Here is a 26,416-nt window from a genome sequence, read left to right on the forward strand (position 1 = left end):
CAAATAGTCTCGTGCGATCGCCCGAGTTGCGGACAAAGCTACCCAAATAGTCAAGGATGGGTAGCTTTGTCCATAAATTAAGTTACAGTTTCAAACCCACGCATTGATTTGGTTTCTCGAAGGAAATCAAAGATTGGGGACTCAAGCCCAAGCCATTCTTTCTAATTTGGACAGTCAGCTTGTTCTACCCGCGATCGCTCTTGCTGAAGCTGCATGGATTGTAGAGCGGGGAAAAACATCAATTCCATCTGTAAATGCCTTGTTTAATGTGATTAATAGCGATTCCAGAATCACAGTTTATCCACTCGATCGAACTATCGTCGATCGAACGCTCAGCTTATTGAACATTAATGAAATGCACGATCGCCAAATTGTCGCAACCGCAATGATTTTGCAAGAGCGAGGTGAAACTGTTGCGTTGTTGACGTGCGATCGAAATATTACGGCTTCAGGTGTCATCTCTATTATCTGGTGATGGGATTTATAATAAAATAACGGTTACAAAGCATTGCGCCGGAATTCTCCAGAAATAAATTCTGCTTTGGTGAATCAATACTGAGGATTGTAACTTAAAGAATTTGATAAAAAAAAGGAACAATGTATTTTTCCATTGTTCCTTCTCTTGTTATTTCCCAAACTGTCAATCTACAGCTTGACTTCAATATCTACGCCGGCTGGCAAATCCAATTTCATCAAAGCGTCAATTGTTTTAGCAGAAGGCTGGTGAATGTCGATAATGCGACGGTGCGTGCGGGTTTCAAAGTGTTCGCGAGAATCTTTGTCTACGTGGGGCGATCGCAGCAAGCAATAAATCCGTCGTTTTGTCGGTAGGGGAATCGGGCCGATCGCAGTAGCTGCTGTCCGATTTGCTGTATCTACAATCTTTTCACAAGATGCGTCGAGAATTCGGCGATCGAAAGCTTTGAGGCGAATGCGAATTTTTTGTTGTGGGATAGCTGCCATTTTGGTTTCTTTAATTTTCTAGGTTCTGTTTATTTTTTGTTCTTTGTTATTTGTTCTTTGTTACTTGTTATTTGTTCTTTGTTACTTGTTATTTGTTCTTTATTATCGAATATTTAATCAATAACTACCAACCAATAACTACTAACCACTAACTACTAACCAATAACTACTAACCAATAACTACTAACTACTCACTAAATAGCAGAAAAGCCTATTGACATTTGGTGGCTTTTCTGCTATCAGGGCTGTTAGCGGATTCCTACTTGAGGATTTTGGAAACAACGCCGGCGCCGACGGTGCGGCCGCCTTCGCGAATTGCGAAGCGCATTCCTTGTTCGATCGCGATCGGGTGAATCAGATCTACAGTCATTTTGATCCGGTCACCAGGCATCACCATTTCAGCTTCCGAACCGTCATCAGCAGTGAACTGCATGATTGTACCGGTTACGTCAGTTGTACGGACGTAGAATTGAGGGCGGTAGCCAGAGAAAAATGGCGTGTGACGGCCGCCTTCTTCCTTCTTCAGAATGTAAACTTCAGATTCAAACTGAGTGTGAGGACTGATGGATTTTGGCTTGGCAATTACCATGCCTCTTTCAATATCAGCCTTCAAAATACCCCGGAGGAGTAGACCCACGTTGTCGCCGGCCAAGCCTTCATCCAAGGACTTAGTGAACATTTCCACACCAGTCACCGTAGTGCTGCGAGTGTCCTTAAGACCAATCACTTCGACAGTTTCGCCTACTTTGACACTGCCGCGCTCAATCCGACCAGTAGCCACAGTACCCCGACCAGTAATCGAGAATACGTCTTCAACTGCCATCAAGAAAGGCTTGTCAATTTCGCGTTCTGGAGTAGGGATGTAAGCATCTACTGCTTCCATCAGCTTGTAAATCTTGTCAATCCACTCATTTTCGCCCTGCTTGGTTTTGGGGTTAGCAAGCATCGCTTCGAGAGCTTTCAAGCCAGAACCAGTCACGATGGGAATGTCATCGCCAGGAAAATCGTAAGAGCTCAAAAGTTCGCGAACTTCCAGTTCTACCAGTTCCAACAGTTCAGCGTCATCCACCATGTCTTCCTTGTTCAAGAAGACAACCAAGCTGGGAACACCAACTTGCTTAGCTAGCAGGATGTGTTCGCGAGTTTGAGGCATGGGGCCGTCTGCCGCTGACACTACTAGGATGCCGCCGTCCATTTGAGCAGCACCGGTGATCATGTTTTTCACATAGTCAGCGTGTCCGGGGCAATCCACGTGGGCGTAGTGACGACCTGTGGTTTCGTATTCTACGTGAGCGGTATTAATCGTAATACCCCGTGCTTTTTCTTCGGGCGCAGCGTCGATGTCGGCGTAGTTCTTAGCCTTTGCTTGACCTAGTGCAGAGAGAGTCATCGTAATCGCCGCGGTCAAAGTTGTTTTGCCGTGGTCAACGTGACCGATTGTGCCGATGTTTACGTGGGGTTTAGTCCGTTCAAATTTTGCGCGTGCCATTCTCGATTTGTTCCTTGTTTTTTTTAGCGATTTTAGACTTGAGATTTTAGATTCTAGATTTTGGATTCAATCCAAAATCCAAAATCTAAAACCTTAAATCATTAGTTCCCTTTGTTCTTAGCGATAATGGCTTCAGCCACATTTCGCGGCACTTCTTCGTAATGGCTGAATTCCATTGTGAAGATGCCTCGACCTTGGGTTTTGGAGCGGATGTCAGTAGCGTAACCGAACATTTCTGCTAGTGGAACCTTTACAGAAACTTTGGCAATTCCCTGATCCGTCTCTTGACCTTCGATCTGACCCCGACGCGAGTTGAGGTCTCCGATGACGTTCCCGATGTAATCTTCGGGAACTTCAACCTCTACCTTCATCATAGGCTCTAGCAGCACAGGCGACGCCTTCATCACGGCTTCTTTGATTGCCATTGAACCGGCGATCTTGAATGCCATTTCTGAAGAGTCTACATCGTGGAAAGACCCGTCTACCATAGTAGCTCTGAGGTCGATCACGGGATATCCTGCTAGAATACCTGATTCGCAGGCTTCTTTCATCCCTTGTGCTGCCGGATTGATGTACTCTTTCGGTACAGTGCCACCGACAATTTTGGAGACAAATTCAAAGCCGGTTCCCTCTTCAGCAGGTTCTAGTTCGATCACCACGTGACCGTACTGACCTTTACCGCCGCTTTGGCGGATAAATTTACCTTCGGCGCGGACGGATTTGCGAATGGTTTCGCGGTAGGCTACTTGCGGCTGACCGACGTTGGCTTCTACTTTGAATTCGCGCAGCATCCTGTCTACCAAAATTTCCAAGTGCAGTTCTCCCATGCCGGCGATGACTGTCTGATTGGTTTCTGGGTCAACGTTGACTCGGAAGGTGGGGTCTTCTTCGGAGAGTGACTGGAGGGCTTTGGAGAGCTTCTCCATGTCTTGTTTGGTTTTGGGTTCCACCGCTACCGAGATGACTGGTTCTGGAATAAACAGGGACTCCAGAATCACTTCGGAGCCTTCTTCACAGATGGTGTCACCGGTGAAGGTGTCTTTCAGACCCAAGGCTGCTCCCAAGTCTCCGGCGCGGAGTTCTTCTACGTCTATCCGATCGTCCGCTTTGAGTACAATTAGGCGAGAAACCCGCTCTTTTTTGTCTTTGGTGGAGTTGAGGACGTAGCTACCTTTTTTGAGGACACCGGAGTAAACGCGGAGGAAGGTCAGGCGACCGTAGGGGTCTGCCATGATTTTGAATGCCAGAGCTGACAGCGGGGCGTTGTCGTCGGCAAAGCGCTCTGCGGTGTCGCCGTTGGGTAGGAGTCCTTGAATTGGGGGAACTTCCAAGGGCGACGGCAGATAGTCGATGACTGCATCCAACAACAACTGAACGCCTTTGTTTTTGAATGCCGAACCGCACAGCATGGGGACGATCGTACCTTGGACAGTACCGTGGCGCAGGGCCAAACGGATTTCGTCTTCGGTTAGTTCTACACCTTCGAGGTATTTCTCGGTAAGGGCGTCGCTGGTTTCTGCTACGGATTCGATCAGCTTGGTGCGATATTGGGCCGCTAGCTCTTGGACTTCATCGGGGATTTCTACTTCCTCGATATCAGTGCCCGTGTTGTTCTTGTAGATATAGGCTTTCATTTGCACTATGTCTACAATTCCCCGGAAGTTTTCCTCACTGCCGATCGGGATTTGGATGGGTACAGCGTTCGCTCTCATCCGATCGCAAATTTGAGCATAGACTTTGTAGAAGTTCGCGCCCATCCGATCCATTTTGTTGACAAACACGATTCGCGGTACTTTATACCGATCGGCTTGTCGCCAAACTGTTTCCGATTGTGGTTGCACTCCACCTACCGAGCAGAATACTGCGATCACTCCGTCAAGCACTCGCATGGAACGTTCTACTTCGATAGTGAAGTCTACGTGTCCGGGAGTGTCGATGATGTTGATTTTGTGCTCTTTCCAAGTGGTGGTGATAGCGGCAGCAGTAATCGTAATTCCCCGCTCTCGCTCTTGCGCCATCGTGTCCATAATTGTTGTTCCATCGTGCACTTCACCCATTTTGTGAACCATGCCAGAATAGAACAGAATTCTTTCTGTTGTTGTTGTTTTGCCCGCGTCAATGTGGGCGGCGATGCCGATGTTGCGAGTTTTCTCTAGCGGGACGATACGTGCCACAGCTACCTCCTTGGAGTTTGTGTTGCTATAATACAACTATACTACATAATAACTTTGTTTGCCATCGCTACCGACTTAGAACATAAGTATATGGAGCGTATTGTTACATTTTAATATTTTTTGCAACATTTGTTTACAAAAATATTAAGGATGCGACATGGAGGATTCAGAGACCGGGTGAATTTTTACTTTGGGAGTTTTGAGTTTGCTTCACGAATGGCCGGCAGCATTGTCCCTGGAGAAGCAATCTCAATACTCAAAATTTACACTTTTCAATTGATCGCCCGATGCTTTTATGCCGCGCGATCGACCTCTTCTCCATGCCCGACGATTTGGCAATTAGTAACGGTAGTGAGCAAAAGCCTTGTTAGCTTCTGCCATACGGTGTGTTTCTTCGCGCTTGCGAATAGCACTGCCTGTTTCGTTGGCTGCATCCATCAGTTCGTTAGCCAGCTTGGCAGCCATCGAGCGGCCTGTGCGGGCGCGGGCAAATCTGATCAGCCAACGGAGTGCGAGGGTGGTTCCGCGATCGGAACGTACTTCCATCGGCACTTGGTATGTAGCGCCACCTACCCGGCGGGCTTTGACTTCTACCAGGGGTGTAGCGTTTTTGACTGCTTTTTCAAACAAGTCTAACGGTTCAGCTCCTGTGCGTTCTTGGATGGTTTTCAGGGCGTCGTAGACTATGCTGGAGGCCACGGATTTTTTGCCGTGCTGCATGATCCGTCTCACCATCATGCTTACCAACCGGCTGTTGTAGGTTGGATCTGGAGGAACTGGACGTTTTTGAATAACTGTGCGGCGAGACATAGTTCTATTTGGGATTTTTGATTTTGAATGATTGAATTTGGGGTTTTGAACTCAGATATTATCGATCGCGGACGATCGAAAGTTTGGCTTTTCCACCCCTCAAGGATGCGAGTTACCAGAAAGAATTGGTTGAAAGCCGGAACACGAGTGAGGGAGAAGTTAAAATCAGACTATTCATTACTCCAATCCTCTTCCTTCTAGGTAGAGGTCGCTCTTAAACTGTCAACTGTCAACTGTCAACTGTCAACTGTCAACTGTTGCTTTAGGACGCTTCGCCCCATATTTTGAACGACCTTGCTTGCGGTCTTTCACGCCGGCAGTGTCTAATGTACCGCGAATGATGTGGTATCTAACTCCAGGTAAATCTTTTACCCGACCGCCTCGAATCATTACTACCGAATGTTCTTGCAAGTTGTGACCGATGCCGGGGATGTAGGCTGTCACTTCAAAACCAGAGGTCAGCCGTACCCGAGCCACTTTCCGCAGCGCCGAGTTGGGTTTTTTCGGGGTGGTCGTGTACACTCTGGTGCAAACTCCGCGGCGCTGGGGGCAACTCTTGAGAGCTGGCGATTTGGTTTTTTTCTGCGTTTGTTCCCGTGCTGAACGGATGAGTTGCTGAATAGTGGGCATGAGTTACGGCATTTCTAGCTTTTTGCTGAATATAGTGATTTGGCGGCATCCGCACTGAAAGTCCCTTCCCCTGTGTGGGGACGGGATAAATGAAAATAATTATGGGTAAGTGAGGATACCAGACTCTATATAGTACACGACTCGAGTTTTTTTGGCAAGAAATTTCCACGGCGGGCGAACTTTCTTGCTTGTTTGCTCGAAGTTGGGATGCGGCGATCGCCCGTCGTACCAATACATATGTGGCATTATATATTGAAGCCCAACTTTGAAAAGGGTCACAGCAGTGGTGCAAAATCGATCGCGCGAAATATCGAACCACCATTTTTCGGAGACGCCCATCAACTCTACCGTGCGATCGCATCACAGCCGCTCGCATCACAGCCTCAGAGAGATCGACATCACATAAAGTTATATAAAATTACCTGATAATAAGCAATATACATTTAGTTGAGCGCAGATGAAAACCAAAACTTATATTCCTGAAAGTACAATTTCCGAACTTTACTTGAATATTTGGAAATCCGGTAAGATAGATCGGACGGTGTTCCACCAAATTCAATACGAAATTAATTCTGAGAGTTTAAAAAGTTCAGACGAGCTAAAAATTGTTAGCAGACTGCTCTATGCAGTCCGACGGGGATGGCTTTTAGTCATGGACTAAGTGGCGTTTGGAGTGTTGATATTACCTCCAAAGGCAAGCGCCAACAACGCAGGTGAGTGAGTTTTCAGTTTTGAGTTAAAATCTCATCCATAAAATCATATATAAATTATATTATATAGAGACTCAAATAAGACTCACCACACTTGACAGGCAATATTCAAGGAAAAGGACAGGGTATGTTTAATTCTACAGAACTGCTGATCGAAGCTTTCATCAAACAACTAGAAAATGGATATAGTCGCACTTACGGAGGCTACAAATCCGACTATGCCGACATTATTGCCTGGGTGGGGGCAATGGCGTTAGAAAACATTGCCAGCAGCGACGCTCTTTATCACAATACAGAACACGCCATTTGTATTACCTTGGTCGGTCAAGAAATTTTGCGGGGAAAACACATTCGCAAGGGCGGAGTCTCGTGTGAAAATTGGCTGCACTTCATCATTTCTTTGCTGTGCCAAGATATCGGATATGTCAAAGGAGTTTGCCGAGAAGACCAAGCATCAGCAGGATTGTATGCTACCGGAAAAGATGGCATGAGAATTGCACTTGCTCCTGGTGCAACAGCGGCTAGTTTATCTCCTTACCGAGTTGACAGAGCAAAACTATTCATTGACGAGCGCTTCGGCAACCACAAGCTAATTAATGCTGAGATAATCAAGCAGAACATAGAACAGACTCGTTTCTCGGTGCTTGACGGCAACATTGACCAAGATGCAGGTAATTATTCTAGTTTAGTTCGCGGTGCTGACTTGATAGGTCAGCTCAGCAACCCACAATATTTACAAAAAATTGGCGCGCTGTTTTACGAATTGGAAGAAAGCGGTGCTACTAAAGTTTTGGGATACCGACATCCGGGCGACTTGCTCCAAAGCTACTCTAAGTTTTACTGGAGTGGAATTTATCCTCACATTAGCGAATCTCTCGGTTATTTGCAGTTGACCCAGGAAGGCAAACAGATTGTTGCTAGTTTGTACGCCAACGTATTTCGGATGGAACACCAACGTTTCGATTCAGAGGTTGCTTGATTGCCAAGGGCGGGAGCTCACAGCCACCGCCCCTAAAGAACTTCACTCTCCATTTCCGAATGGTATTGAGGACATAACCAATTGCTAGGTATCAAAGAAGGCCATCCCTCCCGCAGCGCTTCAAAACAAACAGCACGCACAGTTAACTGACAATCCAGCAATTCTACACCAGCTTTTTCAACTTGCTTTTTCCCAATTTTAAAAATCGATTCATCGCTAAATTCAAAAGTCTTGTGACACTGAATGCAAACCAGGTGATGATGGTGGTGTAATTCAGGCAAATTTAGTTCATAATGTTTGTGTCCTTCTGCTAATTCTAGTTCGCGCAAAATCCCAATTCTGGCTAATAAATGCAATGTTCTATATACAGTAGATAAGCCAATTTTTTCTCCTTGACTCTGTAAAGTTTTATATAACTCTTCTGCACTCAAATGATTGCCTTGCCGTAGATTTTGAAAGACGCTTAAAATAGTTTCTCGCTGGGGAGTCAGGCGACAGCCCCTCTGGTTGAGTTCGACTTTGAGTGAGTTAGCACTGTATAAATTCATATTTGTGAAGGCAGAAGGATTTAGTTATCTAGGAGAGGAGAGGAGGGTAGGCACGGGGGCACTACCCCTACAAATTGTTCGCAATTCATAATTGAGGGCTATAGCCGCTTTTCCCTCTTGCTAAAGGTGTAACTGAAGGATTAGTTGTCGGTATTTCTGTGTAAGGTTTATGAAGCTTAGAGCAATGTTGTTGACAAGAATTGGCAAAACAAGTTTTCGGTTCAAAGTCGGTACAGCCGATCGCATCTTCAGTACAAGCAACACACGGCCGCACGGTACACTTGAGACGGTAGTCATTAGTAAAAAACTCGCAATCCGAACACGGAATTTGATGCAGTCGCCGAATTTGATAGAATCCTTCTCGCAGCGCTACCGAAATACTCCACAAAAACAGAACCATCAAAGTCCCGATACAGAAACAGCAAATAAAAACAGTCATAGGGTGATTTTCTCAACAGTACACACAAATCCAGAAATGAGCCAATTTAAGCAAGAAACAAAGTTCTAATTTCTTGCTTAAATTCGATTCAGATTCTATTTTGAGTTCAGTTCACAACACCTCGGAAAATTGCATCAATGCCAGCAAAATTGTCTAGCAGCAAATAAGCAAGGAAAGCTCCGCTCGTACCTCCGATCACAAAACCGCCCCGGAATAAACTCCAATCTTCCGGCGTTTTGTGCCAGTAAAGAACTTTACCTGCTTCGATGTTCCGATTCTCGTAAATCGAGAGGCCTATTGCCAAAATCAAGACTAATGCCAGAGTTGCCAGCAATCCTGCCAGAGGTGCTAAACCTTTTTCTTGTAAAGGCAGCAATACTGCAAAAGCTCCTACCAGGAAATAGCCGTGAGCCAAGCTAACTTCTAATCCCCTGACTATGGGAGACAATCCCTTGCGGTAAATCGGCAAATTCCGCAAAAAAGTTACAGTCGTGTCAGAAAAACTTACGGTTGTCGTTGCACTTGCAACTGGAACCATAGCAGGAGTTGCCGTTACAAATTCGCCCGATCGAAAATCAAATCCTGCTGCTTTTGTCCGTACCCGCAGGGCGTGCCAAATATGACCGGAAAGCGCCAAAATCGCTAAGATAAAGTGGCTTGTTGCCTGCCAAGTCCGCGAAGAAACTACTGTGGCTTCCGGGCCGGTTAAACCCACAGGGCCGTAGAAAACCTCTGGATAAACAGTGTCGTTTACTGTCACAAAGTAGGCAGCCAAAAAGCCCATGTAAGCCAAAGCGCCCAAACTGTAAGAAAGGTAAGCTTCTCCCGACCAAAACAACACTCGCTGGGCCCAGGCAAAAGGCTTGGTGAAGATATGCCAGAAACCGCCAATGATGCAGAGCAAGCCGACATAAATGTGACCGCCCACAACATCTTCTAAGTTGTCAACTGCTGCCATTCCTTCCGGGCCTTGTACGGGCAAGAGATAGCTAAAAATGCGGGCGGGATTGAGGGTTGGTTCGCTAATTATTCGTACATCTGCGACGTGGGGATCGTAAAGACCTCCCCAAAATAAGGCTTTTGCGACTAGCAGCCAAGCACCAGCACCTAATAGTAATAGGTGAATGCCGATGATGCTGGTCATCTTATCTTTGTCTTCCCAGTCGTAGCCGAAGGAACCAAAGAAAGTGTTGTTTTGTGGCAATACTTTCGGGCCGAGCAAGGAATGATAAAGGCCGCCGGCACCAAGAACTGCGGAGCTAATTAAATGCACAACTCCGATCGCAAAATAGGGATAGATATCAACAATTTGACCACCTTTACCTACTCCCAAACCCAAACTTGCCAAATGCGGCAGCAGGATTAAACCTTGGTCGTACATGGGCTGCTGTGGGTTGAAATTGGAAATTTCAAACAGGGTCATCGCCCCGGCCCAGAGTACAATCAAACCTGCGTGAGCGACGTGAGCTCCTAAAATTCGTCCTGAAAATTCTGTGAAACGGGCGTTACCAGCCCACCAGCCGTACTCGTTTTCTGGCTTTTCCGGTTCTGGTTTTAAATTCGGTTCAGCTATTGCTTGCATTTTCGCTTTCCTCTAATTTCGGTGAATTGGAGTTGCCCAAAAAACCCGGTTTCTCACAAAAGTCGTCGCTTTTTTCGAGAAATGTTGGTGCAGAAACCGGGTTTTTGACCCCCGCGCGTAAATTCTGGGTTAACTCGCTGCATTCGCTGCAACTTGGTTGACGACTTCGCCTTTGCGGAAGTCAAATCCCGCTGCTCGGAGGGCGTGCCAAATATGTCCTTGCAAGAAGAAGAAGGCTAACCAGAAGTGAGAATTTGCCAGCCAAGTTCGAGAAGTCAAAACTTCTCCACTATCGAAATAGGGATATTGCTGGATGCCAATTTTTAAGGCTGGGCCGAAGAATTCTACTGGGTAAACCAGGGTGTTGACTGAGACAAAGTAGGCGGCGATGAAACCCATTAAGGCTAAAGCGCCAAGACTGTAGGAGAGATAAGCTTCTCCTGACCAGACGAACAGGTTTTCTGTCCAAGCAAAAGGCTGAGTGCGAATGTGCCACAACCCGCCGATTATGCAGAGAATTCCTACCCACATATGGCCGCCGACAACATCTTCGAGGTTGTTGACGGAGGCAATCCAGTTTTTGCCACCTGCGCCGAATAGGTAGCCGAAAATCACAGTTGGGTCGAATGTGGGTTCCGAAATCACCCGCACTTGCCCGATCGTGGTATCATACAAACCACCGAAATACATTGCTTTGGCCACCAATAAGAAGGCTCCGATACCTAACAAAACTAGGTGGATGCCTAAAATTGTGGTCATTTTTTCTTTGTCTTCCCATCTGTAGCCGAAGAAAGGAGTTTTTTCTTCGAGGGTGGCTTCTCCTTTGAGGGAGTGGAAGATGCCACCGAAGCCGAGAAAGGCTGAGCTGATTAGATGAATGACACCAATCTGAAAGTACGGATAGGTATCAACAATTTTGCCTCCGGCTCCGACACCCAAGCCAAGTCTGGCTAGGTTGGGCAGCAGAATTAAGCCTTGTTCGTACATGGGCAATTCTGGGTTGAAGCGGGAAAGCTCAAACAGGGTATAGGCTCCCGCCCAGAGGACGATGAGGCCGGCTTGGGCGACGTGAGCACCTAGCAAACGACCCGAAAGGTTGATTAAGCGGGCGTTGCCGGCCCACCAGGGATAGGTTTCTCCTTGGGCTGGGAAGGATTTTTTGGCCATGCTTGTCACGGCGAGTTACCTCTTGAGAAAGATGTCAATTGAGTCTTAAGCTTGTGCGGCTTATTGATATAGATAATCAACAATTTTAGAAGTTTCGTCAAGGGCTATTTGATAAAGTTTTTCACTTATTTTAGTTAAGATATGTAACACAGCCGTTTAAAATATCGTAAAACCAAGTCTACAATTGGTTTTGAGCTACAATAAGAACTTTTCCTCCGGTTGGGCAGAATAAAATTTAGAGCAAGATTTATAAATTTATTGACAAATAGTCTTAGTAAAGGTAGAGTTTTGTTTAAGTAGCTATCTAATCCTCTCGGAAAAGACAAGGTGGCAAAAGAAATTCGGTACTTTCTTCTGGGCAAGCTTGATAAAAGTGGGGCTAGAAGGGGTGCGGGATTGTTTTTTTCTGAATCAAGAGAGTTAATCGCTACTTGTTGGCATATTCATCTCAAACTCTAAACAACAAAGCCTGAGAGCGTTTGCTCTCAGGCTTTTCTAGTTAGATTTTTAACTGCTTGTGGCATCGGACACGCTAGCTCAAGCAGATGATTTGCTTTCCGATGATCTGCTTTCCTCGGCTACTTGCTCGTTGCTGGGCAACTCCAGGCAATAACCCGCGCCGTATACGGTTTTGATGTACCGAGGATGGCGGGGATCGGGTTCCATCTTGGTTCTCAGGTGTCTGATGTGTACGCGAATTGTTTCGATATCGTCATCGGGGTCGTAACCCCAGACTTCTTTGAGAATTTCGCTGGGAGAGACTGTCTGACCGTGGCGCTGGAGCAAGCAGTGCAACAACTCGAACTCTAGGTGAGTCAGTTTGACGGTATTAACGTACCAAACAGCTTCAAACCTTTCGGGGACAAGAGTTAGCGGGCCGTAATTCAGGATTTCTGAGTGTTTGGCAGCTTGGGGGATGCGGTCTGTGCGCCTCAGCAAGGCTCGCACTCGTGCCAGCATTTCTTCTAGTTCAAAGGGTTTGGTCAGGTAATCGTCGGCGCCGGAGTTGAAGCCTTCTACTTTATCTTGAGTTTGACTTAAGGCTGTCAACATCAAGACGGGTATGTCGGCGGTGCGATCGTCACGCCGCAATCGCTGACACACTGTGAATCCGTCTACTCTAGGCAGCATCAGGTCTAGCATGATCAGGTCGGGGAGCATTTGTATTGCTAGTGCCTGACCTTTGATGCCGTCTTCTGCCTGGGTGACTTCGTAGCCAGCCATTTCTAGGTTGACGGCTACGAGTTCGGCGATCGCCGCGTCATCATCAATAACAAGTATCCGAGGCATCATCATTTATCTCACCGCTAACCAGATGGCGGAGGCTACAGCCTTCTGGGGGTTCCAGGTAACTTTAAGGAGCAATTTTTTAATTTTAAGCTTCATAAAAAAACTCGGTAAGTGGGAAACTCAGGGTATGAAAGACCTGAGAGGAAAATGACCAGGCGATTTCAACCGCCTTGAATCTTTACCATTACCGCCTTGGAGTTGCAAGAGTCTGGTGTACTTTTGTAATGTACTTTCAATGGGACAATTACCATCTCAAATCTTGCAACCCTGTACGCATAATGTTCGCTCCTGATGGAGCCTCCCTTCCGGGGTAATGTTCGCCTCGACCTGGTTATAAAGGCTTGTTAGACCTGCGACACTGTTTCAGTGACTTTAAAACTGTTTAATCGCAGGTGACAGAGCGGAAAACTGGCGTCGCATTCGCCGGTGTCGTGACCTAAATAACGTCTCCTCCCAAGAGGGGTCTGGTCAGAACAGCTTGCAATTTCTTACAAGCTCAGTGGCTTGAGCCTCGGAGTTCCTGACTAAGGATTATAAGGTTCATTAAGAACTTTTAGGGTTCTGTAAATATTCTTGTACTAATTATAAGCCCTCTTGAGCGCATATCAGAAAACTGTTCGCCAAAAATCTTGCTGGGAGTCGATTTTTTGCCGGCAAGAACAGCTTCCTGTTTCTTCTGGGTTTGCCTGCGACTTCAGGCAATGGCGCTAAGGGTAAGCTACTGCGGGTGCCAGAGATTGTCTGTGGCGATCGACCCATATAGGGGAATTCGGATAGAGGATTTGGCGACTCGATAACGGGTCATTGAAATATACTGCTTAAATGCTGTACCACTTAAGCCCGGTCTTTGAGACATCTGTTAACGGCTAACTGTTAACTTTTAAAATTTTGTTAAGTTTAGTTAAAAAACTTTCTTTTTTTTGAGGATTGCCACTTGCTTTTCAGGGCTATTGACTGTATAATTTAATAATTGAAATATAAGTATTTATCAAAAAAATAAAAAATATTCCCATTATCAAATAGTATCATACATAAGTCAAACAATCAATCCCGCAACCTGAAAATTTGGGGTGATTTTTTTTCAATTATTTTTTTACCATAAAGAATTGGTTGAAAGCCCGCCCGCCCGATCGCCCTTGAGAAATCAAAAGAAGACGATTCATTACTCCAATCCTCTTCCTTCCTTTGTCAACTGTCAACTGTCAACTGTCAACTGTCAACTGTCAACTGTCAACTGTCAACTGAACATCGCCCTTGGAGCAGCCAAGCAAAGGATAAAAACTGCTAGCAAGGCTAAGGCTACTGAGGGGGAGCAGGCTGAGTATTTTTGGTAGGAAGAGTCGGTTGAGGGGTTAATTTTTGGAAGTAAAGACCGCCGACTGTTAGTAAGAATATTGTATAACCAACAGCTTGCAAAAGATAGATTCGATCGCGGTATCCAAAGAGCGCTTTGAGAATCACTCCCGGAAATTGTCGATCGGGCAAAACTCCCGCTACATTCCACACCATCGGGCCTAAAATACAAGAGTGGAGTTGTGCAGTGCGATCGTAAAAAACACAAATTGCTGCATACTGGCTATCCGTCTGGGACAAAATGGCAGCGGAGGCGTCAAAATGTTTGAGTGCAGAGACTGCTAAACCGGCGACGATTAGCAATAATAAGATTCCCATAAATTTGAAAAACTGGCGGATATCGATTTTGACACCCCATTTAAAAATTAGGGAACCAATGATTGCAGCCCCAAGCAAACCGCCCACAGCACCTAAAGCTGGAGTTAAACCTTGTTGAAATTGAGCGCTGATAAATATAACTGTTTCAAAACCTTCGCGAAGTACGGCGATAAAAATCAAGCCGAATACGCCCCAGCCAGCATTCGTGTTTGATTTTAAAGCTGCGGTAAGTGCGCCTTCAACTTCGGCTTTGAGAAAGCGGGCTTGCTGAGTCATCCAAATTAGCATCCAGCTTAGCATGGCGATCGCAAAAATTCCCAATACGCCTTCTAATAGCTGTTTAATTACGGGTGCGTAAGGCTGATTTGATGTTGATAGTGCTGCGAGCAATCCATTGAATAAAACACCGACAAAACCGCTAGCAGCAATGCCGGCTGCGATACCTGCATAAACCCAAGAATTGAGGTGAGTTTGGTCGGCTTTTTTCAAGCAAGCTAGGACAATTCCGACGACTAAGGCGGCTTCTACGCCTTCACGGAGAGTAATTACAAAGGTTGGGATGGCTTCAGTAAAGTTCATTTTTTGATAACTGCTAATTTGTAGTTAGTGTTTAGTCTTTAGCAACTTTTATTTTAGCGCTGGCAGAATATCAATTTATTGATCCGCGAAGGCGCGTTAGGCGAAGCCGCGCGTAAGCGCTAGGGCGTGAAGGAATAGAAACTAAGAGAAGGACTTATAGCCTTTCTCAAAAAGATGAGGTATGACTGACAGGTTATTATAACCCTTGAACGTATAGGGATCTCTTCCCAACAACGTCCGCGAATATGAGAGCTAGATACGCTATAGATACTCTTAAGGCGGTTCTGGAGTAACTAATGACAATGACGAATGGTAAGGTGCGTCGCTTTGAGATTGTCTATTTTTTTTGAGTGATTCTTTGTACCGACGCACCCTACGACTAATGACTAAATCAACTGTAATCCCGCAGCATTTTTTTGAGTTCCACTTGGTGCAATTCTTCTTGTCCAATTAGAGTGCGGGCGTATTCTTCGAGATAAACGCTGGAGTCTGTGACGACTTCTAGTAAGGATTTATACTTTTTAAGCGCTTTTTTCTCGTGATTTAAACTTTCTTCCAACAAGTCTTTGATGGAGTGTTTGTATGTTTCTTCGATGGGGGCAATTTTTTGGCTGGGATGTCCGTCTAAACCTGTTAAAATTTCTCCGGCTTGTTGGGCGTGGAGTAGGGATTCGGTTGCTTGTGCTTGAAAAAACTGCACGATGGGAATTCGGTTTGGCCCTGTCACCATTAGTGCATAGTGGGTGTAGCGCACTACTCCTGCTAGTTCCCATTCCATGATGGTGCATAGCAGTTCTTGGGTTTTTTTCTCGTCGAGTTCTTTCATTTGCTATTTTCGATCTAAGATGCAGTCAAGAGCAGTTGTCATAATATCACATTTTTTAATTTAATAGCAATATAGCAATATCGAATGCAAAACTCGGATTACCGTCACGCGGCTAATGTCTCGATTGGAAGAGGAAAAAGTTATCGATCGCTCCCGCCCTCAGTACATCGTTTTAACTTAGCATTTTTGACATTTCTGATAATTATTATAATTATCAGAAATAAAGGAATTTTTTAACCCCACATGCACACAGAAAAACGCAGATACCCAAAAAGTATCTGCGTTTGTACTTCGACTGATTATTTAAGTCGTCACCAATGCCTTCAGCAGATAAGCGCGAGTTCCTGTTTGGTTTACGCCCTTCGCATCTCTGTAGGTGTAACTGCCATAGGCAGAAATATCGCCAAAGTTATTGATGCCAGTAGCGTTAGTTAATGTCACATTCGAGCCGCCAAAGCTCGGATTTGTGAGGATCAAACTGTTCAAGTCTTTGATAGTGCCGTTGTTCCAGACAAAAGCGCGGTTTTGAAGGCTCGAATTCTGGGAGACGCCGACCACTTGACCGAATTGGTTGATGCCAGCGGCGGCACCGGTTGCACCGCCAAGGCTGCCGATGTTGATTTTTTGACCGTTTTGCAAGAGGAAGGGTGAGCTTGTGGCTGTAGCCCCAGTGCCACCGCTCGTACTACCGATGATTTGACCGCTATCGTTGATGTCACGGAGAGTGGCTTGTTCTGCCCCAAAGGTGCCGAGGTTGGTTAGTTTATATTTACCGTCTGCGCCTTTTTCCCACAACGCCGCAGTGTTTACGGTCTTGTCGTTGAGTCCGTCACTGTCAACTTCGCCGACAATTACACTCTTATTGTTAATTCCAACCGCTCTACCTGTGTCACCGCCCAAATCTGGCAGGGGGTTGATGAAACCTTCGCTTGAATAAAAGGCGCGGGTGCGATTTGAGGCTGTTGAGGTAGAACCGGGCCCGTAGATGTGGCGGCCAGCAATTTCGTTTTTGTTGTTGATGTCGAAGAAGTAGCTTTCAACACCACCCAAATCGGTGATTTGTAGGGTGTAATCGCCACCAGCCTCCCTTTGCCACAGCAAGCCGCGGTCTGTGGCTCGACCGGCAAATTCATCGCTTGTACCGGCGATCGCACCTAGATCATTGATGGCCGCAGTAAAGCCGCCACCACCGCGCTGAGTAACCTCTTTTCCGGTATTGTCACCGCCGCCATTTTTGATGCCAGTGCTAGTCAGTGGCTTGAACTCCCCATTTTCCCAAACAAATCCTTGATTGCGGAAGCCTGTGCCACTTACTTCGGTGGTTTGGGAACGACCAACTATTTGTCCTTTGTCGTTAATAGCATTAGCTTGGGTGGCATTGCCTGTGGGTGCGATCGAACCTAGGTCAATAGCCTGGTAGCGGTACAGCGGGATATCGTTGGAAAGGAGAGCTTTTTGTACTCCCGTAGCTACGTCTTTGATGGTTGCCAACAAGTCATCTCCGGCTTTGATTAGGGTGTTGCCCATTTCGGTGACAAAGGAGAGGAATTGGCCCGCGAGGCTGCCGCCTAAGCGCAGTTTATCTGTACTCCCATTAAATCCAGATATGGTAACGGAACCAGGGCCTGCTTCGAGAACGATTTGATCGCTACCATTGCCAAGGGAAACTGTATCGTTGCCAGTTCCTGGTTTGATCAAGTTATCGCCGTCGCCTGCGTTGATGTTGTCATCGCCGGCACCGGTGTAGATTTGGTCGTTGCCACTACCTGCGGTGACGAAATCGTTGCCACTACCTGTAACCACGCGGTTGTTGCCTTTGCCTGCGAAGACGCGGTTGTTACCTTCTCCGGCATTGATGATGTCATTGCCTGTTTGAGCGTAGATGGTATCGTCACCTGGGCTGCCGACGATGCTTTTATTACCTTCGCTAGCGAAGATGCTGGTGGCTTTTGCCCCGGCATTGATGATGTCTTTACCAGTGCCTGCAAAAAGTGTACCGCTGCCATCGCCTGTGATTAGGCTGTCATTATCTAGTAGTTTAATTTCGCTGGCGGTTCTTTCTGAATTGAGGGTGCTGGGTGAGCCAATCGACTTTGCAATCAGACTATTCAACTGCGACAAGTCACTGGATATTCCTAAGTCTGCAATAGCAGTATTGGGAAACAGGGGAAATGATGTATTCAACAAGTTATCGGGAACCATTAGAAACTCCTTTGATATGTATGTTTGGGTTGTATTTGAGCGCGTGTAAAACTACACCCTGAAGTTAGACTTTGGGATCAAGATTGATGCTATAATCTCGAAAAAACCTGATGAGAATTGAGTCGATGCCGCACTGGAAAAATCTCAAACCTTTTGCAATGACTAAAGGTTCGCCCTGTCCAGTAAATGACTAATATTAGTTTTACGGGTTAACTTCCAATACTCCGCTAGGAGCGAATACTACCGTAAACTTAGCTGCGGGTACTGTCGCCTTGGTGCTGCCTGTCTGGGCAGATTTGAGCAGATTTGGCAGGGGGGTTTCTTGGGTGTAATCCTTGGCTGGTTGGTTGAGGGGCTCGAAGTTGCCGATCGCCCCGTCTTGACTTGCAGTGACTCGATAGACTAGATTTTGAGTGAATGTGGGAGTAGCTTGCCAAGTCTGATTTATGCGATCGTACACTTTGAGAGCTAACTCATCTAGTTTGGTGCGATCGGTAATTTCCGCTGTCTGATTAGTGACCTCAACCGCCTGAACTTCCTGCTTACCTGCTGACACAGGCAATGCTTGGACAGTCTTATCTGTAGGGCTACTCGCAATAGCCGTTTCAGGAGACTTATTAGCAACAGGTGCAATTTCAGGAGACTTTTCAGGCAGTTTTTTTGTGCTATCAACAGCTAAAGCCGGAGGTGTTGTGCTAGTCGCCATAGCTGGCTCCGCCGGTTTATTAGCAACAGCATTAACATCTGCTACCTTAGCGGGATCTTTCCCCTCAATTGTCAAAGACTTGACGTAAATACCACGAAACTTTTCCATTTGAGTGACGCGCCACATGGCAATTGGATAAGTCACGCATACAAGTGTAAAAACTCCTACACAACCCCAAACGAATTTGTGCATCTCCCTCGCCGGGAGTGGCTTACTTTTTGTTTCCATCATCAAACCTCGTATTACTTAAATTAACGGCAAATAGGGGAATAAAGGATGCCAAGACATAGCTGTGGAAGCTACTAACAAAGCAAACATCCAGAAAAATATGGTGCGGCTTTTCACACTCTTATTCTTCCAAATCGCATACAGTATTGGCCAACTGATAAGCCAGCCAACAAGTAACATAGTTTCTTTGCCCGTGTAACTGCCGATATTTCCCCACAATTCGCTATCACTCTTGCTTCCGGGAATCCAACTGCCAATATTCCAAACAATTTTTTCTGTGGCTTTGGATGTGTCGGACAAGTGGTGAGTTACCATCATGACAAAACAGCCAATGCCAGCACTAATTAATGCAGCAGCAGCCGGGCCAGAATTGCTAGGCGGAGTTTCGGCTCCCTCAGCTAAGCTTTTCGGGAATCGTTTTAAATTATTCCAAAATTTCCCGTAGAAAGGTTCATTATCCGCATGATTTTGGCGGGATAATTGTCTGGTCATTGCTAAAATCTCCTAAGTTTGGGAATTGCTCATTAGCTGTTGCTAATAGTGTCAAATAACCGCAGAAAAATATTCTATGTCAACAGGCAAGATGCCTGTTCCACAAAAAATAAATTTTCTTGTGGGGTGGGCTTCTAGCCCGCACATAAAAAGATTATTGCGAATAGTGCAAAATCTTAGATAAACTAACTATTTACTAGAGAGCGCGAATTTTGGCAACACCAAGTCCGCTCACCATGCCGCCCATTGCAAAAAACATGATTCCCATCAAAGCTACACAAGTAGCTGTTAAAACTGGGCGATTTTTTTTGTCTAAAATTGAGTCGCCGTAGTACCACAAAATCCAGGTACAAGCTACTGCTAATGGCAATGTAAATAGCACGGTAAATTCGTGATATTCCATCAAAATGTACTGGACTAAAGGCGAGTTTGATTTCAGCCAAGCACGAGCTCCGCCAAAATCTGCGCCTGCTCGATAGCGCATATATGATAAGTTGCCGGTAGCAATGGCTAAAAAACTCAAAAGAGTTGACCAAAAGGCTAATGTACGCATTTGTGGCAAGATTTTACCGACTCCCCGTAGCAAGGGAAATGCTAAGTGTCCGGTATAAGCCATGACTACTAATGCCAACATTGAACCCATGCCGTGAATGGTTCCCATCCATCGCTGCCAAGGGCTGGGATGGAGTAGGTTAACGAAAGGCATAAACAGAAATAAACCAGCGGATAAAATGCTCAGCCCGTAGACAGAAACTTGAGCAATATCTAATTGTCTGGGAAATTCAGATGGAACTAAATCGGTAGTTGATTTTTCGATTGAATTTTGCACCGCTATCGGGCCTCATTGAGTTTGGATTGTTCGGGAACGTATTTGAGAATAGTTGCATTAGTATTTTGACTTTCTTGAGAATACAAGCCGTGCGGAGGAGTCGATCGCACATTCACGCGATCGATCGCCTTAAAATACTGCTAAAAGGACATTAACTAGCAATAGAATCCGGCTTTTTAGTTTTTAGAGCACCCAAAACTTTTACTTTTACTGCTTACTCGGCATTTCTACCGCTTCTTTTAGAAAGCAAGTAATGCAACTAATTCTCAAGAACAGATAATAAGGGACATTATTGACTTTTAGTCTTTTGTTAATTTTATTTTAAGATTTGCGTCAAAGCTTGATTCTTCAGGGATTTTACTGCCAGGTCGATCGCGAATTATTGATAATAGTTATCAAAAAGCCGATAATACGTGGCTTCTGAAACCAAAATCGGCAAAAATCCCCCCAGAGGGGATTGTAAAGTTTTGTAAAAAATAGTTGACTAAAAGGTTGGGAGTTCTCATGTTTTGGAGATATCGATGCACATACCTGATGGTTTTCTTTCACCGCCCGTAGCAATTGCCACGGGCATAGCAAGCGCAGCATTTATTGCAGTTGCCCTAAATCGAACCCGCGCCAGTCTTGGGTTGCGACAAGCTCCAGTCATGGGTTTAACCACGGCTTTTGTGTTTGCGGCCCAGATGATTAACTTTCCTGTAGCAGGTGGCACCAGCGGGCACTTGTTGGGAGGCGCACTAGCTTCCGTGGTTTTGGGTAGCCCTTGGGCGGCAACTCTGGCGATGAGTACGGTTTTTATAATTCAGAGCGTCTTGTTTGCGGATGGGGGCATCACCGCACTGGGAGCGAATATTTTTAATATGGGGCTAGTCGGAATTTGGGTGGGTTGGTGGCTGTTGCAGCCATTGCAGCAACTATTGGGAGGTTCCAGAAATCGTTTGCCGCTAGCTGCGGGGATTGCAGCCGCTCTCAGCGTTGTTGCTGCTTCGATTTGTGTGGCGATTGAATTGGCAATTTCGGGCACAGTAGAGCTGAATATCGCATTGCCAGCAATGGTAGGTATTCATATTTTAATTGGGATTGGTGAAGGGCTAATTACAGGCGGTGTTTTAACTTATCTCGTGAAAGTACGGCCGGATTTGTTACCAGGAGAACAGCCACAATTACAGAAATGGTTAGTGCCAGTAATTGGGGTGTTATTAATTAGTGGCGTGCTTTCATTGTTTGCTTCAAGTTGGCCTGATGGGTTAGAAGCGGTAGCAGAACAATACGGTTTTAAAGATAAAGAAGCTGTGGCGATTGAGATTCCAACTCCTCTCGCTGGTTACGGTGTTAAAGGATTAGAAGAACAACCAATAGGTACTAGCATTGCTGGAGTTTTAGGCTCTGCTATTTGTTTCGGTACGGCTTTTGGGATTGCTCAGTTGGTGAAATCTAAAGATGCTTAAACTTTCCATACCTTTTCGATTGCGACTGTCTCTCACAATTGTGATTGGGATTGGTTTTATGAAGACAGGTGCTTGGCTGTGGCTGGGCATTTATGGGGCGATCGCACTTTTTTGGTCACTTTGGCTGAAAGCACCGCTGCGAACCCTGCTGCAACTATTAGGAGCAGAATTAATTTTCCTCTCCTTATTAGTGCTACCCCAAGGTTGGGAACGAGCGAGTTTTCTGTTGCTGCGTTCCCTCATTTGCTTGCTAGTTATGAACAGTTTTCTGCTAACTTTGCCGCCACACAGCTTCGGAATTGCGCTCAAAGGATTGCCCCTACCAGCAGGCTTACAAGAGATTGTGCTTTTAGCTGGACAATACTTAGAAATATTGCTCGCAGAAGTCAACCGGATGAAACGATCCGCTCAACTGCGAGGTTTGTCGGGTAGCGTAGGATGGCTGAGATACGCCAGTGCTTCGATGATAGGAGCTCTTTATTTGCGAAGTCTCGATCGCGCCGAGAGAGTCCACGCAGCCATGATGATTCGTGGCTACAAAGGCAGTTTGCCCGCCGACTCAAAATCAACACCAAAAGAGCGACTCTGGCTGACAGTCACGATTTTAACCGCAGCCGGATTAACAATAGCTTCTTACGGTAATTGGTAATTGGTAATTGGTAATTGGTAATTGGTAATTGTTACTTCTTCCCTCTTGCTTCTTCCTTTTCTCTTTCCCTCTCTGCGCCCTCTGCGGTCTCTGCGGCTAAATACTCTTAATCCTAAAATTGAGGTAAATAAAATTGACTAATCTCAAAGTTGTGCCAACAATCGAAGTACAAGACTTAGTATTCGGATATCCGCAGCAAAAACCTGTATTGCAAGGAATTTCCTTCACCTTACAACCGGGAGAAAGAGTTGCCTTACTTGGTTTGACAGGCGCTGGAAAAAGCACTTTGCTGGAAAATTTAATCGGCTTAAAAATGCCGCAATCTGGCGAGGTTAGAGTGCAAGGAACTAAGCTGGAACAGGCAACTTTATCGGAAGCGCGTAAGCAGATTGGATTTTGTTTTCAAGATGCGAATGACCAGCTATTTATGCCGACTATTTTAGAGGATGTGATGTTCGGGCCACGCAATTATGGAGTACCAGAGGGAGTTGCGCGCGATCGGGCTTTAGCACTATTAGACGAATTCCGTTTGGTTGAATTTGCCAACCGTTCGGCCCACGAGCTTTCTGGGGGTCAAAGAAGGTTGGCAGCATTAGCTGCAATTTTAGCATTAGAGCCGGCAATTTTAATTTTGGATGAGCCTACAAATGGACTAGATCCGTCGTGGCGGAGGCATTTGGCTAAGGTTTTGTCGCAATTGCCGATCGAGGTAATTTTGATCGCTTCCCACGATTTGAACTGGATTGGGAAAACGACTCAAAGGGCGTTAGTCTTGGCTGATGGTCAGATTCGGGTGGATGAACAAACTCAAGAATTGCTCAAAGATCGATCGACTCTTGAATATTACAATTTACCGCCAGATTGGTAATTAGTAATTAGTCATTAGTCATTGGTCATTGGTCATTAGTCATTAGTCATTAGTCATTAGTCATTAGTCATTAGTCATTGGTAATTTGAACCAACTGTCAACTGTCAACTGTCAACTGTCAACTGTCAATGGCTTTGATTAAAGCTGGAATTTGCGAACAGTCTCGTTGTACAGATGAATAGCTAAATCCCGAAGAACTTCTTCATTCTCAATATGACTTCCTAATTTCTGTTTCGCCGAGTTGATGCACATTTGCATTAAGTCGGCGGAACTTTCGACGTAAAGCGCGATCGCCCTTTGCTGTTCTTCAAAACCAATCTCGACTTCCCCGAGCATTGGTACCGATTGACAATTAGCAGATTGGTCTAAGTTTGCCCCAATTCTTTCCTGTTTTCTCCTTTGCACTTCCTCGGAAAAACCAGAAGCAATTATCCCTGCGGGTAGCGCAAAAATCCCGATTCCCAAAAATGCTAAAATTGCTCCTAAAAATTTACCTAAAGGAGTGATAGGATAAATATCGCCGTAGCCGACAGTCGTCAATGTCACAACTCCCCACCACATTGAATCGAGGATACTCCCAAAAGCTTTGGGATGCGCTTCGTATTCAACAAAATACATGATGCTAGAGGCAAATATTAACAGAATGAAAACTGCAAAAGCTGTGGCGATTAATTCTTCTTTTTTTGCGTACAATACTGCTCCCATAGTTCGCACTGAGTGTGAATAACGGCTCATTTTTAGCAGCCGTAACAAACGCAACAGGCGAATTAAATTGATGAAGCTTAACTCGGGAAATAACAGCACTGTAAAAAATGGCAATATTGAAACTAAATCTATTAGACTTAGTGGTGTCAGACTGTATCTCAATCTTCCCCAAAGCGGGTGGCTATATCTGCGATCTACTGTACATACCCACAGCCTCAAACCATATTCTATTGTAAATACTAAGGATGCAACAATTTCGATCTTTTCTAGAATACTTTTTTGTTCTTGGGAGAAACTGGGGGAAGTAGAAGCAATAAAAGCTGCAACATTTATCAGAATCAAACCAGTGATAATAATATTGCCTGCTAAGCTGTATAAATTGCTACGCTCTGAACCTTCTAAGATTTCATGAATTATTGGTCTGAGTTGTTTTTGCACCTGAGTTTCTCCTAAACAATTAGCAATTCATGCTCGCCCTTTACCATAGCTTAAGAAGTTTTTTTGAAAACGTCAGTAGGATTTGTGAGGAGGGCTAAAAATCTGGTTATTTCAGAGATGTTTTCGTTGCAAAACTCCATATTGATCGGGGAAAGTGGGTGGTTTGGGGCAACGGCATTTTAGTAAAATTTAGAGTTAATCTGGAAGGAATCGCCAACTATTACTGGATTTGCAGGCAAACATCATGAAGGTAGCCGTATTCAGCACCAAATCCTACGATCGCACTTTTCTGACAGCAGCCAACGCCGACAAACACGAGTTGGTGTTTTTTGAACCGCGCCTGAACCTGGAAACTAGCGTTCTGACTGCTGGATTTCCGGCAGTCTGCGCCTTCGTTAACGACTCTTTGGACGCAAAAACGCTCCAGGCGATCGCCCAAAATGGTGTTCGGTTGTTGGCTTTGCGATCGGCCGGATTCAATCACGTCGATTTAGCCGCAGCCCGCGATTTAGGCTTAACTCTTCTCCGAGTTCCCGCTTATTCTCCCTACGCCGTCGCCGAACACGCAGTCGCAATGATTTTGTCCCTCAACCGCAAAATCCACCGCGCCTACAACCGAGTCCGCGAAGGGAATTTTGCCCTAGACGGCTTGTTGGGTTTTGACCTCTACGGTAAAACGGTGGGAATCGTCGGAACTGGCAAAATAGGCGCGCTAACTGCCAAAATTCTGCACGGATTCGGCTGTCGCTTGCTGGGATACGATGTTTCCCCAAACCCCGATTGCTTAGCCTTGGGGATGGAATACGTGGCGCTGGCCCAACTGTTCGCCAACTCTGATATTGTCAGCCTCCACTGTCCGCTGATACCAGAAACTTATCATTTAATCGGTGCAGAGGCGATCGGGCAAATGAAACCGGGGATGATGTTGATCAATACCAGTCGCGGTCAGTTGATCGACACTAAAGCTGTTACCAAAGGACTGAAGTCTGGTAGAATTGGCTACCTCGGCTTAGATGTTTACGAACAAGAGACGGATCTGTTTTTTGAGGATTTGTCAAATCAGGTGATTCAAGACGACGTATTTCAGCGCTTGCTGACTTTCCCCAACGTCCTGATTACCGGACATCAAGCTTTTTTCACCGAGGAAGCGTTGCAAAATATCGCTGAAACCACGATCGGCAATATCACCGATTTTGAACAAGGGCGCACTTGTCCCAATCAAATCGACCTCAGGGAAGTGAAAAAATGAGTCAAAAGAGCGATTTGTCAACGGAGGCAATTGTTTAAAATCAACCCATATCGTTATTTTTGCTTGCAATTGGTGAAGCTCTGCCTTAATCTCATCAATTAGCCCCAGCAGCCTGAATGCTTTGCTAATTGCCAGATAATTATATTGGCAGCAACTCAAAGCGTGCAATTTTACTTGACAACGGAGGAATTATCCCATGACCCAAGCTAACTTTTCTGACGACACGCAAACTATCACTGAAGTTGTGACAGTAGACCTAGTGAGTGACCAGCCAGGGGTCATCACTACAATGACCTCAGAAACTCCAGGGAGCCAGTCCCAAGATATTAAAGATCAAATTCTCACAATTTTGTCCGAGCTTCCAGCTTATCTCTCAACCTTTTTTGTTGAATATCAAAAACCTCTGGTAACTATTGGTTTAATCCTGGCAGGCGCTATTAGTATTAAGGTAACGCTGGGAGTTTTAGATGCTCTTAATGATGTCCCTTTGGTAGCTCCATTTTTTGAGTTGATTGGTATCGGATATACGGGTTGGTTTGTTTACCGCTATTTGCTCAATGCTACTAGCCGCAAAGAGTTGTTGACGGAAATTGATTCTTTAAAAGAACAAGTTGTCGGTCAAGATTCTTAATTAGACAGTAGACAGTAGACAGTTGACAGTTGACAGTTGACAGCTCGCTTAGAGAAGGGTTGACACAAGGAAAAGGGAATATTGAGAGCATCTCAGTTTTGCATTTGTATGTAG

Annotated in this window: 25 protein-coding genes; 8 read left to right on the forward strand and 17 right to left on the reverse strand. The window is 45.5% G+C overall.

Going from position 1 to position 26,416, the window contains the following annotated elements:
• Positions 1-103: 103 nt before the first annotated feature.
• Positions 104-475, forward strand: coding sequence for a PIN domain-containing protein (locus JGK22_RS16700; RefSeq protein ID WP_293186978.1), 372 nt, complete (start codon positions 104-106; stop codon positions 473-475).
• 170 nt (positions 476-645) lie between these two features.
• Here the strand turns inward: JGK22_RS16700 and rpsJ are convergent, their stop codons facing one another.
• From rpsJ to rpsL, 5 genes are all read right to left on the reverse strand, one after another.
• Positions 646-954, reverse strand: a complete 309-nt coding sequence (gene rpsJ, locus JGK22_RS16705) for a 30S ribosomal protein S10 (RefSeq protein ID WP_265238410.1) — start codon at positions 952-954, stop codon at positions 646-648.
• A gap of 268 nt (positions 955-1,222) precedes the next feature.
• A complete protein-coding gene (gene tuf, locus JGK22_RS16710) occupies positions 1,223-2,452 on the reverse strand; it encodes an elongation factor Tu (RefSeq protein ID WP_293186979.1) in 1,230 nt (409 codons plus the stop codon).
• Positions 2,453-2,553: 101 nt separating this feature from the next.
• Positions 2,554-4,626 (reverse strand): elongation factor G, encoded by a 2,073-nt coding sequence (gene fusA, locus JGK22_RS16715; RefSeq protein ID WP_293186980.1) that lies wholly within the window; start codon positions 4,624-4,626, stop codon positions 2,554-2,556.
• 339 nt (positions 4,627-4,965) lie between these two features.
• Complete coding sequence (gene rpsG / locus JGK22_RS16720) at positions 4,966-5,436, reverse strand: 30S ribosomal protein S7 (RefSeq protein ID WP_006632196.1); 471 nt, start codon at positions 5,434-5,436, stop codon at positions 4,966-4,968.
• A gap of 243 nt (positions 5,437-5,679) precedes the next feature.
• Positions 5,680-6,066, reverse strand: coding sequence for a 30S ribosomal protein S12 (gene rpsL, locus JGK22_RS16725; protein WP_293313234.1), 387 nt, complete (start codon positions 6,064-6,066; stop codon positions 5,680-5,682).
• A gap of 457 nt (positions 6,067-6,523) precedes the next feature.
• Between rpsL and JGK22_RS16730 the strand changes: the two genes are divergently transcribed.
• Positions 6,524-6,727 (forward strand): hypothetical protein, encoded by a 204-nt coding sequence (locus JGK22_RS16730; protein ID WP_293218631.1) that lies wholly within the window; start codon positions 6,524-6,526, stop codon positions 6,725-6,727.
• Between the two features lie 176 nt (positions 6,728-6,903).
• On the forward strand, positions 6,904-7,755 hold the full coding sequence (locus JGK22_RS16735) for an Npun_R2479 family HD domain-containing metalloprotein (RefSeq protein WP_293186982.1): 852 nt from the start codon (positions 6,904-6,906) through the stop codon (positions 7,753-7,755).
• Between the two features lie 32 nt (positions 7,756-7,787).
• On the opposite strand, the gene JGK22_RS16740 is transcribed toward JGK22_RS16735, so the two are convergent.
• The 11 genes from JGK22_RS16740 to JGK22_RS16795 all read right to left on the reverse strand — a co-directional run bounded on the left by JGK22_RS16740 (position 7,788) and on the right by JGK22_RS16795 (position 20,314).
• Positions 7,788-8,303 carry a transcriptional repressor gene (locus tag JGK22_RS16740; protein ID WP_293186983.1) on the reverse strand — a complete coding sequence of 172 codons (516 nt, stop codon included), beginning with the start codon at positions 8,301-8,303 and terminating at the stop codon, positions 7,788-7,790.
• Positions 8,304-8,388: 85 nt separating this feature from the next.
• Entirely contained in the window at positions 8,389-8,742 is a 354-nt protein-coding gene (locus JGK22_RS16745; protein ID WP_293186984.1) for a hypothetical protein, read from the reverse strand.
• Between the two features lie 106 nt (positions 8,743-8,848).
• On the reverse strand, positions 8,849-10,324 hold the full coding sequence (locus tag JGK22_RS16755; protein ID WP_363319259.1) for a chlorophyll a/b binding light-harvesting protein: 1,476 nt from the start codon (positions 10,322-10,324) through the stop codon (positions 8,849-8,851).
• Positions 10,325-10,453: 129 nt separating this feature from the next.
• On the reverse strand, positions 10,454-11,491 hold the full coding sequence (locus JGK22_RS16760; RefSeq protein WP_293208620.1) for a chlorophyll a/b binding light-harvesting protein: 1,038 nt from the start codon (positions 11,489-11,491) through the stop codon (positions 10,454-10,456).
• Positions 11,492-12,028: 537 nt separating this feature from the next.
• Entirely contained in the window at positions 12,029-12,781 is a 753-nt protein-coding gene (locus tag JGK22_RS16765; RefSeq protein ID WP_293186988.1) for a response regulator transcription factor, read from the reverse strand.
• Positions 12,782-14,080: 1,299 nt separating this feature from the next.
• A complete protein-coding gene (locus JGK22_RS16770) occupies positions 14,081-15,031 on the reverse strand; it encodes an FTR1 family protein (RefSeq protein WP_293183827.1) in 951 nt (316 codons plus the stop codon).
• 391 nt (positions 15,032-15,422) lie between these two features.
• Positions 15,423-15,857: a ferritin-like domain-containing protein gene (locus JGK22_RS16775; protein WP_293153590.1), complete on the reverse strand. Its 435-nt coding sequence runs from the start codon at positions 15,855-15,857 to the stop codon at positions 15,423-15,425.
• 303 nt (positions 15,858-16,160) lie between these two features.
• Positions 16,161-18,059, reverse strand: coding sequence for a DUF3466 family protein (locus tag JGK22_RS16780; RefSeq protein ID WP_293183830.1), 1,899 nt, complete (start codon positions 18,057-18,059; stop codon positions 16,161-16,163).
• Between the two features lie 202 nt (positions 18,060-18,261).
• The gene (locus JGK22_RS16785; protein WP_293313236.1) at positions 18,262-18,957 is read right to left on the reverse strand and encodes a hypothetical protein; all 696 of its coding nucleotides are present in this window, start codon (positions 18,955-18,957) and stop codon (positions 18,262-18,264) included.
• Positions 18,958-19,011: 54 nt separating this feature from the next.
• On the reverse strand, positions 19,012-19,485 hold the full coding sequence (locus JGK22_RS16790) for a hypothetical protein (RefSeq protein WP_293191385.1): 474 nt from the start codon (positions 19,483-19,485) through the stop codon (positions 19,012-19,014).
• Positions 19,486-19,681: 196 nt separating this feature from the next.
• Positions 19,682-20,314: a hypothetical protein gene (locus tag JGK22_RS16795; RefSeq protein WP_293191387.1), complete on the reverse strand. Its 633-nt coding sequence runs from the start codon at positions 20,312-20,314 to the stop codon at positions 19,682-19,684.
• A gap of 521 nt (positions 20,315-20,835) precedes the next feature.
• Between JGK22_RS16795 and JGK22_RS16800 the strand changes: the two genes are divergently transcribed.
• From JGK22_RS16800 to JGK22_RS16810, 3 genes are all read left to right on the forward strand, one after another.
• Positions 20,836-21,762 carry an energy-coupling factor ABC transporter permease gene (locus JGK22_RS16800; protein WP_293197823.1) on the forward strand — a complete coding sequence of 309 codons (927 nt, stop codon included), beginning with the start codon at positions 20,836-20,838 and terminating at the stop codon, positions 21,760-21,762.
• Positions 21,755-22,411, forward strand: coding sequence for an energy-coupling factor transporter transmembrane protein EcfT (locus JGK22_RS16805; RefSeq protein ID WP_293183840.1), 657 nt, complete (start codon positions 21,755-21,757; stop codon positions 22,409-22,411). Before JGK22_RS16800 ends, JGK22_RS16805 begins: the two co-directional genes overlap by 8 nt.
• A gap of 133 nt (positions 22,412-22,544) precedes the next feature.
• Positions 22,545-23,279 carry an ABC transporter ATP-binding protein gene (locus JGK22_RS16810; RefSeq protein ID WP_293183842.1) on the forward strand — a complete coding sequence of 245 codons (735 nt, stop codon included), beginning with the start codon at positions 22,545-22,547 and terminating at the stop codon, positions 23,277-23,279.
• A 138-nt stretch (positions 23,280-23,417) separates the two neighbouring features.
• Here JGK22_RS16810 and JGK22_RS16815 read toward each other — a convergent pair whose 3' ends face one another.
• Positions 23,418-24,422, reverse strand: a complete 1,005-nt coding sequence (locus JGK22_RS16815; RefSeq protein ID WP_293183844.1) for an ion transporter — start codon at positions 24,420-24,422, stop codon at positions 23,418-23,420.
• A 244-nt stretch (positions 24,423-24,666) separates the two neighbouring features.
• On the opposite strand from JGK22_RS16815, the gene JGK22_RS16820 reads away from it, so the two are divergent.
• Entirely contained in the window at positions 24,667-25,671 is a 1,005-nt protein-coding gene (locus tag JGK22_RS16820; protein WP_293218635.1) for a 2-hydroxyacid dehydrogenase, read from the forward strand.
• Positions 25,672-25,867: 196 nt separating this feature from the next.
• Positions 25,868-26,302, forward strand: coding sequence for a CAAD domain-containing protein (locus tag JGK22_RS16825; RefSeq protein ID WP_293183848.1), 435 nt, complete (start codon positions 25,868-25,870; stop codon positions 26,300-26,302).
• Positions 26,303-26,416 lie beyond the last annotated feature (114 nt).

The sequence above is a fragment of the Microcoleus sp. PH2017_08_TRC_O_A genome (genome assembly GCF_020738665.1).
GTDB lineage: Bacteria > Cyanobacteriota > Cyanobacteriia > Cyanobacteriales > Microcoleaceae > Microcoleus.

Bases quoted from the DNA above. Each gene is read 5' to 3' on its own strand.
- tuf (WP_293186979.1), bottom strand. From the start codon at position 2,452: ATGGCACGCGCAAAATTTGAACGGACTAAACCCCACGTAAACATCGGC.
- rpsG (WP_006632196.1), bottom strand. From the start codon at position 5,436: ATGTCTCGCCGCACAGTTATTCAAAAACGTCCAGTTCCTCCAGATCCA.
- rpsL (WP_293313234.1), bottom strand. From the start codon at position 6,066: ATGCCCACTATTCAGCAACTCATCCGTTCAGCACGGGAACAAACGCAG.
- JGK22_RS16730 (WP_293218631.1), top strand. From the start codon at position 6,524: ATGAAAACCAAAACTTATATTCCTGAAAGTACAATTTCCGAACTTTAC.
- JGK22_RS16735 (WP_293186982.1), top strand. From the start codon at position 6,904: ATGTTTAATTCTACAGAACTGCTGATCGAAGCTTTCATCAAACAACTA.
- JGK22_RS16740 (WP_293186983.1), bottom strand. From the start codon at position 8,303: ATGAATTTATACAGTGCTAACTCACTCAAAGTCGAACTCAACCAGAGG.
- JGK22_RS16745 (WP_293186984.1), bottom strand. From the start codon at position 8,742: ATGACTGTTTTTATTTGCTGTTTCTGTATCGGGACTTTGATGGTTCTG.
- JGK22_RS16755 (WP_363319259.1), bottom strand. From the start codon at position 10,324: ATGCAAGCAATAGCTGAACCGAATTTAAAACCAGAACCGGAAAAGCCA.
- JGK22_RS16760 (WP_293208620.1), bottom strand. From the start codon at position 11,491: ATGGCCAAAAAATCCTTCCCAGCCCAAGGAGAAACCTATCCCTGGTGG.
- JGK22_RS16765 (WP_293186988.1), bottom strand. From the start codon at position 12,781: ATGCCTCGGATACTTGTTATTGATGATGACGCGGCGATCGCCGAACTC.
- JGK22_RS16770 (WP_293183827.1), bottom strand. From the start codon at position 15,031: ATGAACTTTACTGAAGCCATCCCAACCTTTGTAATTACTCTCCGTGAA.
- JGK22_RS16775 (WP_293153590.1), bottom strand. From the start codon at position 15,857: ATGAAAGAACTCGACGAGAAAAAAACCCAAGAACTGCTATGCACCATC.
- JGK22_RS16780 (WP_293183830.1), bottom strand. From the start codon at position 18,059: ATGGTTCCCGATAACTTGTTGAATACATCATTTCCCCTGTTTCCCAAT.
- JGK22_RS16785 (WP_293313236.1), bottom strand. From the start codon at position 18,957: ATGCACAAATTCGTTTGGGGTTGTGTAGGAGTTTTTACACTTGTATGC.
- JGK22_RS16790 (WP_293191385.1), bottom strand. From the start codon at position 19,485: ATGACCAGACAATTATCCCGCCAAAATCATGCGGATAATGAACCTTTC.
- JGK22_RS16800 (WP_293197823.1), top strand. From the start codon at position 20,836: ATGCACATACCTGATGGTTTTCTTTCACCGCCCGTAGCAATTGCCACG.
- JGK22_RS16805 (WP_293183840.1), top strand. From the start codon at position 21,755: ATGCTTAAACTTTCCATACCTTTTCGATTGCGACTGTCTCTCACAATT.
- JGK22_RS16820 (WP_293218635.1), top strand. From the start codon at position 24,667: ATGAAGGTAGCCGTATTCAGCACCAAATCCTACGATCGCACTTTTCTG.
- JGK22_RS16825 (WP_293183848.1), top strand. From the start codon at position 25,868: ATGACCCAAGCTAACTTTTCTGACGACACGCAAACTATCACTGAAGTT.